The following is a 7017-nucleotide window of genomic DNA, read 5'->3' on the forward strand; positions in this document are numbered from 1 at the left end:
GGTGCGGGTGCGGGTGCGGGCGCGGGTGCGGGCGCTGACGCTTCCACTACAAAGTCATCTAAACGAAGTAAGGAAAGGATTTGATTCCTTGTATATATTTCATCTTCTTTTTCAATTAATTGAACTTCAATAGCACGATCAATTAACTGCTGGATAGCTGGATATATCATCAGTATATACCTCCTCTAACCTTATAGCGGTTTTCGTTGTTACGATGCCAGTTCTATGTACCTTTTATAATTTTATGAACAGACGTACGGCATAACCACCAGCCTAATATACATTTCGTAAAAAAAAATTAAATACTAGATTCCCCAGTACATGCAACAAAACCATACTAAAAAACATCTCCTATGAATAGGAGATGTTTTTTTTAGTATTTGCTATTCTTTTAATAAATCTATTAATCCATTACCTTCAGATGTACGTTCATACCCTAAAGGTACAGTTCTTTTAATAAGTTGTGCATATATTTCTGGCTCTGATAACTTTCTACCATATTCTCTCTCACACTGCTTAATGAGTAAGGCCAGCGCTCCAGCAACATGCGGTGTCGCCATAGAAGTACCACTTAATACAGCATATTTCCCTTCAGGATACGTAGATAATATTCCATCGCCTGGCGCCACTAAATCGATTTCTTGATTTGAATTACTAAAACATGCGATTTTCCGTTCTAAATTAACAGCACCAACTTCAATTACCTCAGAATAAGCACCTGGGAAGTCTAGCTCCTCCGTGTTATCATCGCAATCTCCATTATTTCCAGCAGCACATACGACGAGAACATCTTGCCTTACCGCATTTTGAATTGCTTCATGTAATTCTGGAACGTCTTGCGGGCCACCAAGTGACATTGAAATGACTCTAACTCTTTCTTTATTAGGCCCTCTCCAATTTACAGCATAATGAATCGCCTCAATAATTTGCTCATAACTTCCAGAACCATCTCCCGCTAAAACCTTTAATACTAACATTTTAGCAAGTGGTGCGACTCCTAAAACACCGACACCATTTTCATTCGCTGCAATTGTCCCCGCTACATGAGTACCGTGTCCGTTATTATCAAGATAAATATTTGGATCCCCTTCGTAATCTTTCGTGAAATTTCTTCCACCGATAATACGATCCTTTAAATCAATATGATTCACATCACAACCTGTATCTAATACGGCAACAACAATATCTTTTCCTTTCGCACTCTTCTCCCATACTTGTGGAGCATGAATGAGTTGTACACCTGGCGGGATTTCATTTACTTGTTCAACCACCTTATCTACTGTAAAAGGAATCAATTGTATACCTTTTTGTTTATTCGCTGTACTACTATTCATCGTAATCCCTCCTGAAAATATATTATTTTCATTTCAGACCACTTTTGAAAACGTTTAAATGTAACATTCGTTTTATTCGTTTCGTTTTCCTTCCTTAAAAATATTTCTCAATAAAGCTTACTAATTTTATACTACTCTTTTATTAATCTCGTAATTTTTAGGCACCAAACATCCGATTGGTACAACCAATAACAAAAATAAAAGGACCAATTTAATGGTCCTTTTATAGTTTTTAAAGAATGATATGAAATTTTAAAAATAAAATAAATTAAGACTAAGCCTCACTCTTATTTAAAAACTTCTCTATTTCTTTTATTAAATGTTTCGCTCCATCTATACTAACAGTAATGTTTCCATTTGCTAATGATATGTTTTGATCTGAAACATCACCTGTTATTTGACAAGCATTGTAAGGTTGATATTTTTGTAAAATGACTTTATCTGCTTCTACGAAAATTTCAAGTGGTGATTTGATTTGGATTCCTAATACTTCTCTTAACTCTTTAGGAATAACAATTCGTCCTAATTCGTCTACTTTTCGAATAATTCCTGTTGCTTTCATAATACTCCCCCCTTACTTTCTATTATTTTTTTCCACCTCGCTCTTTCCATTTTATCACTTTTTGGTAATACTTGTCTCTTTTTAGAAAATTTTGTACTCAAGTTAAAAAAACACATTTATCGAATACGTAATCTCTCTTTCAATTGTTTTAAATAACGAGATCTTATCAGTAAAAAGTAACCAACTTGAATTCCTACGAAAATACTTAATACAATCGCATTTTCTTTAAATAGTGAGTACTCAAACATCTGTCCCAGAGCAGTTAGCGCTACTGCTCCATGTAATGTTGCAACACCTATAGGAACGAAGAATAAAAGTGCCAATCGGATTGTAACTACTTTCGATAACTCTCCACTCGTTAAGCCTACTTTTCGAATCATTTCAAACAAACGAGTATCATCCTCCAAATCAGAAAACAAACGGAAGTAAAGGAAACTTCCTGCACATACGAAAAATACTATACCAATAAAGAAACCTACAAATAAAATTGGTCCTGCGATTTGTAAACTTTGGTTTTGTTCGTACTCTTCTGCACTAAACGTTGCATGTTCTTCATAAGTCTTCATCTGATGCGTAAGTTCTTTACCAACTTCAATTTCATCTTTCGTTCCTTCTGTTTTGTACACATAATCTTTTTCCTCTTTAAATCCATCTTGTAATGCATCATATTGATTTTTAGAGATTACATAAACGTTACCTCTTAGTATTTTACTTAATGAAGAAGTATTAACTTTTTTCACTTTTAAAGGTTCATTCAAATGTGGTAAAGTAATTTCTTTTCTTTCCTTCATCGGTGGTCCTGGTATATCGATTGACAAAGATAAAGCTTCTTTATTTGCTACAGTTTGAAATGGTTCTCCTGTTAACTTCGCATATTTCTCATAATCTGATTCTTTTATGAAAATAGCACTTCTTAAGGACTGCTCCTCTGCCCTTTTCGTTGAAATAGTAGCTTTAGAAGCTGCTATACTATGTTTCTTTAATCCTTCGTCAATCATCTTCAAATGCTGTGATTCATTACTATTTCCTTGCTTAGAATGATAGTGAAACGCAATTGGTCTCTCCATAATCGCCTTTGTCATTGATGTAAAGCCAACTAATGTACCTATTGCTGAAAATGCTACAGTTGAAATGATGGTTACAATAAAAAACATTCTTGCGTTATCTCTCATACGGTAAGCTAAATCTGACAACGTAATAATATTTGTCTGTGTCCAATAAAAACGTTTACTTTTTTTACATAGTCTAATAATAAAGACACTCAACTGCTTGTACAGCAAATACGTACCAATAATGACTACCGTTGTAACAGGAATCATCATGATAAATACCATTGCGCCGTGTGACATAAGCGCTCCTGCATATCCGGCACTAAGCAATATGACCGCTAATATAGAAGAAATAATAGATGCTTTCGGTTCCGGCTTCGCTTCTGCTGACCCTCTAAACAATTTCATAATTTTATTTTTTTGAATCATTCCTGCACTAAACAATGAAATAATTATAAATAATATGAAAAACATAATACTCGTTACAATAATTGCTTTCATTGGTATGTAATAGGCTAAGGAAATATCTAATTTTAATATCATCGGAGCTACAAATATTAATATTCCAGAAAATAACATTCCTGCAAGAATTCCAAAAACAATTGCCCCTATCCCAATCATAATATTTTCAAAGAAGATAAGACGCTTTAATTGATATTTCGTCATACCTAACATCATTAAAATTCCTAATTCACGCTTTCTCGTTTTTAAAAACATTCCCATCGAATATAAAATAAAGAAAAATGTAAATAAGTAAATAATGGACTGTGCAAAAGACATACTTACGAACACGTACTGGCCCAATTCTCCAGCACTTAATGCTGGATGAAACGCAAAAAATGAATACACAAAAAAGGCCATAATAGCAAATGCACTACTTAAAAAATACGCTGAATATGTTCGTCTATTTCGCGTCACATTCCGATATGCGAGTTCTCTAATATTCATATTACTTCTCCGCCCTTCTACTAACTATGTTCTTATATTAGTAAAGTACGGAAATACCTTCCATCGATTCAAATGACAAAAACCTTACATTATTGAAAGGTTTTCTGGTGAAACTTCTATTTTTTTATATTAGTCTGAGATTAAAAGCAATCAATGGACAAAAATGCTGACGTTCTTACATTTCACTTAAAAAAATACTCTCCCCTATGGGAAATAAATGATTTAACTATAAACGTTCTTTCACAAACTAGCCCACCTTTAATTCTCTAACTTTTTCAAATTAATATGCAATAAATCCTCCTCCAATATCACTATTATTCTCTAAGTATACTTCGTTTAAATTCTATACCTAATAAACTGTCCATGTTTAGGATTTTTTTCTTGAATTTTACATTCTAAAATTAGTATAATTACTTATGTAAGACGAAAAAAGTATGAAGGAGATGTTACAAATGAAAACAAATCAAATATCTTTTGAATGTTCGAGATCTATACTAATTGTTAAAAGAAAAAAACTTATAGGCAGAGTCAATTTCCCGCAAAAAATTGAGTGATTTATAATGCTTATAGTTTAATGTTTTAGAAGTTTAATTAAAAAGTTTACTTTCGCTGGGTAAACTACCTAATTAATTTGTGTTTTTCTCCTTACGAAATTTTTGGCTTACAGAGATGAAGACAAGCTGTTATTTTAACCTATAATTGTGTTTCCCCAATTTCTAAGCCTGGGTAGCGCTGCAACGGATTCTATAGTTGTTACCCAGGATATTATATCCAATAAAAAAAGAAAAAGGGGAACTGCACATGTTATTAATTAGGTTAAAACCAGCGATGTACTTCATTTCAAACTTTATTTTATTTTTATTAGGGCTTCTTGGGATTCAATTCTTTACTTGGTTACATGCAATCATCATTTCCATTGAAGTCAACACATTTAGCTACACGTGTACTATGCTTTTTGCCTCTGTCTTTATCTACATACTATGGAAGATAAGATAGTACTTAGCAAAAGTGAAAGTTCGAGATAGGGACGCCTTGATCGGCTTTCCAAAGAATGAGGAGGGACGCCTTCTCATTTTTTGTTTTTGTAAAAAAACCTATTCAATTATTTTTGAATAGGTTATAAAAACTTTATATTAATTTTCACATTATTACCTTCACGAACATATTCAATCCTATCAATCAATTGTTTAGCAAGAGTATTCAGTTCTCTTTTACTAATACCTTCCGTATTCCATACCTTCTTAAATTCCTTAATTGCATTTATTCGGTCATTGTCTGTTCTTACATTCTCTATAACTGCAAGTGATTGTTCAATAGACCGAATTTCCTCTTTCTTTGTTTGCATTAATTGTTTTTGTTTTTCAATTCGCTTCTGCATCTCTAATTTATCAATTATTTCATCAATAAATAAATCTTTAATGCGTTCAATACCTTTCTCTAATCGCTCTAACTCTTCATCTTTATTTTGTAAAGCTAGTTGAAGTGTTGAATTATCATCCTGTTTTTCTTTTGATTCATGACTAAGCAATTGTTGTTCATATCGCTCTAAATCCAAAAATAATTGAGCATAAATAACTTCAACATTAAGACTCCTATTATGACAGCGATATCCAAAACGATCTGTTGTCAAACAAGTTTTTACGTATCTCTTACCACTAGCCTTTCCAGTAAAAGACATTACCCTATTGCATTTACCACAGTATATCAACTTTGAAAGTACTTGGACATTTGTTCTTGTTCCCTTTGGTGTATATCTTCTTGATTCAAGTATTGCTAATATACGTTGGTGCTCTTCCTCAGTTTTTAATGGTTGATGTGAACCTTCAGCGATAATCCATTCAGACCTATCTTTTATTTGAACACCATTTGCATTCAGCTTTTTCTTTGAACCACTTCCGGAAGTCTTTCCATATACAACTTTTCCTAAATGCACTTCATTTATTAATAGCCTGCGAACTGTATTTTCATACCAATAACTGTTCCTGTTAGTCTTAAATCCTAACTCATTCAACTTCCAAGCAATTTCATAGGTTGCTTTCATGTCTTCCAAAAACATCTTTTTCATAAATTCGTAAACTTTCACTTTATCTGAATCAACATCAAGTTCCTTCGTTAGGCGATTATAAACATATGGAAATGGCGGTCTTCCATTTGTCCATTTCCCTGCTTTTGTACCTTGTAACTTACCACGAAGCATTCGCTTTTTTATCATACGAAACTCATGATTGGCAAATACCATTTCAAAGTTATTAATAAGTGCTTGCTCTTCATCATTAAAATCATATGTTTTAGTTGGCGTTAATACTATTGTTTTAGAATCTTTAAAAATCCTTCCAATACGTCCCATCTCTTCAAGGTCACCACGTGATAGTCGGTCTAAATCAACAACTAAAACTGCATCATATAGTTTTTGGCTAACATCATTTAACAAACGAACCATCTTTGGTCTTGAGTCAATATATTCAGAACTACCAATTTCTTTATAAATCTCATATTTAAGATTGTGATTTTTTACATACTCTAAAAGTAAACTTTCATGTTTTGCTAGAACATCTTCTTTTCCATCAGACTCATCTCTTGATTTTCTTAAATAAATAGCCACTTCTTTAATATTTGGTTTCATGTTATGACACCTCATTTTGTCATGTAATATACAAATCATTTTAACAAATACTGGTAATTTTTAAATAGTTTAGAAGGGAATAATTATATTAATCAAGCAATATTTTGTTCTAATTCTTCGTTTACATATTTTTCAGCAATACTATTCATATTTTCAGCCATTCGTTTAATAGCTTCTGTTGATGGTTCATTACTTACTCCGACAACAGTGAATTTTCCATACTTAAAAGTTGTTCTAGTTAATCCATCTTCCAAATGTTCCCGATTCATTACTTTGATTTGTTCGTTTACAGTGCCGAAAATTGTATTCTTCACATTACATCAACCCGCCCTCTCAATAAATTTCTAACTATATAAATGCTCTATTTAAAAAGCTCAAAAATACTTTATTTTGCATTTCGAAGCTATTATATATAGTTCATTTAAATGTGGAAACCAAATCAAAAAATTAGTTTTAACTTTTTTTAATAAATCTTTACGCAGAAAAATAACTAGATTAATA

6 protein-coding genes and 1 pseudogene are annotated in these 7017 nt (G+C 32.4%); 1 reads left to right on the forward strand and 6 read right to left on the reverse strand.

Annotated features, from left to right (window positions below; translation table 11 throughout):
* The 4 genes and pseudogenes from DN394_RS29670 to DN394_RS28475 form a co-directional block, all read right to left on the reverse strand.
* A pseudogene (locus DN394_RS29670) lies at positions 1-170 on the reverse strand (UDP-glucose--hexose-1-phosphate uridylyltransferase); the annotation flags it as partial.
* 213 nt (positions 171-383) lie between these two features.
* Positions 384-1334, reverse strand: coding sequence for a serine protease (locus DN394_RS28465; protein WP_098704889.1), 951 nt, complete (start codon positions 1332-1334; stop codon positions 384-386).
* Between the two features lie 274 nt (positions 1335-1608).
* Positions 1609-1896 carry an AbrB/MazE/SpoVT family DNA-binding domain-containing protein gene (locus DN394_RS28470; protein WP_000648282.1) on the reverse strand — a complete coding sequence of 96 codons (288 nt, stop codon included), beginning with the start codon at positions 1894-1896 and terminating at the stop codon, positions 1609-1611.
* A 116-nt stretch (positions 1897-2012) separates the two neighbouring features.
* Positions 2013-3893: an FtsX-like permease family protein gene (locus tag DN394_RS28475; RefSeq protein WP_097993931.1), complete on the reverse strand. Its 1881-nt coding sequence runs from the start codon at positions 3891-3893 to the stop codon at positions 2013-2015.
* 801 nt (positions 3894-4694) lie between these two features.
* On the opposite strand from DN394_RS28475, the gene DN394_RS29170 reads away from it, so the two are divergent.
* Positions 4695-4889, forward strand: a complete 195-nt coding sequence (locus DN394_RS29170; protein ID WP_098822936.1) for a hypothetical protein — start codon at positions 4695-4697, stop codon at positions 4887-4889.
* A gap of 121 nt (positions 4890-5010) precedes the next feature.
* Here DN394_RS29170 and DN394_RS28480 read toward each other — a convergent pair whose 3' ends face one another.
* Together DN394_RS28480 and DN394_RS28485 are read right to left on the reverse strand one after the other, a co-directional pair.
* Positions 5011-6516, reverse strand: a complete 1506-nt coding sequence (locus tag DN394_RS28480) for a recombinase family protein (protein WP_149294457.1) — start codon at positions 6514-6516, stop codon at positions 5011-5013.
* A gap of 92 nt (positions 6517-6608) precedes the next feature.
* On the reverse strand, positions 6609-6830 hold the full coding sequence (locus DN394_RS28485; RefSeq protein ID WP_098392401.1) for an acyl-CoA thioester hydrolase: 222 nt from the start codon (positions 6828-6830) through the stop codon (positions 6609-6611).
* Between the last annotated feature and the right edge of the window lie 187 nt (positions 6831-7017).

Origin of the sequence: Bacillus sp. BB081 (genome assembly GCF_008368895.1) — a bacterium.
GTDB lineage: Bacteria > Bacillota > Bacilli > Bacillales > Bacillaceae_G > Bacillus_A > Bacillus_A wiedmannii.

What these genes read in the sequence shown, in the direction of transcription:
- DN394_RS28465 (WP_098704889.1), bottom strand. Translation starts at nt 1,334, where the DNA reads ATGAATAGTAGTACAGCGAATAAACAAAAAGGTATACAATTGATTCCT.
- DN394_RS28470 (WP_000648282.1), bottom strand. Translation starts at nt 1,896, where the DNA reads ATGAAAGCAACAGGAATTATTCGAAAAGTAGACGAATTAGGACGAATT.
- DN394_RS28475 (WP_097993931.1), bottom strand. Translation starts at nt 3,893, where the DNA reads ATGAATATTAGAGAACTCGCATATCGGAATGTGACGCGAAATAGACGA.
- DN394_RS29170 (WP_098822936.1), top strand. Translation starts at nt 4,695, where the DNA reads ATGTTATTAATTAGGTTAAAACCAGCGATGTACTTCATTTCAAACTTT.
- DN394_RS28480 (WP_149294457.1), bottom strand. Translation starts at nt 6,516, where the DNA reads ATGAAACCAAATATTAAAGAAGTGGCTATTTATTTAAGAAAATCAAGA.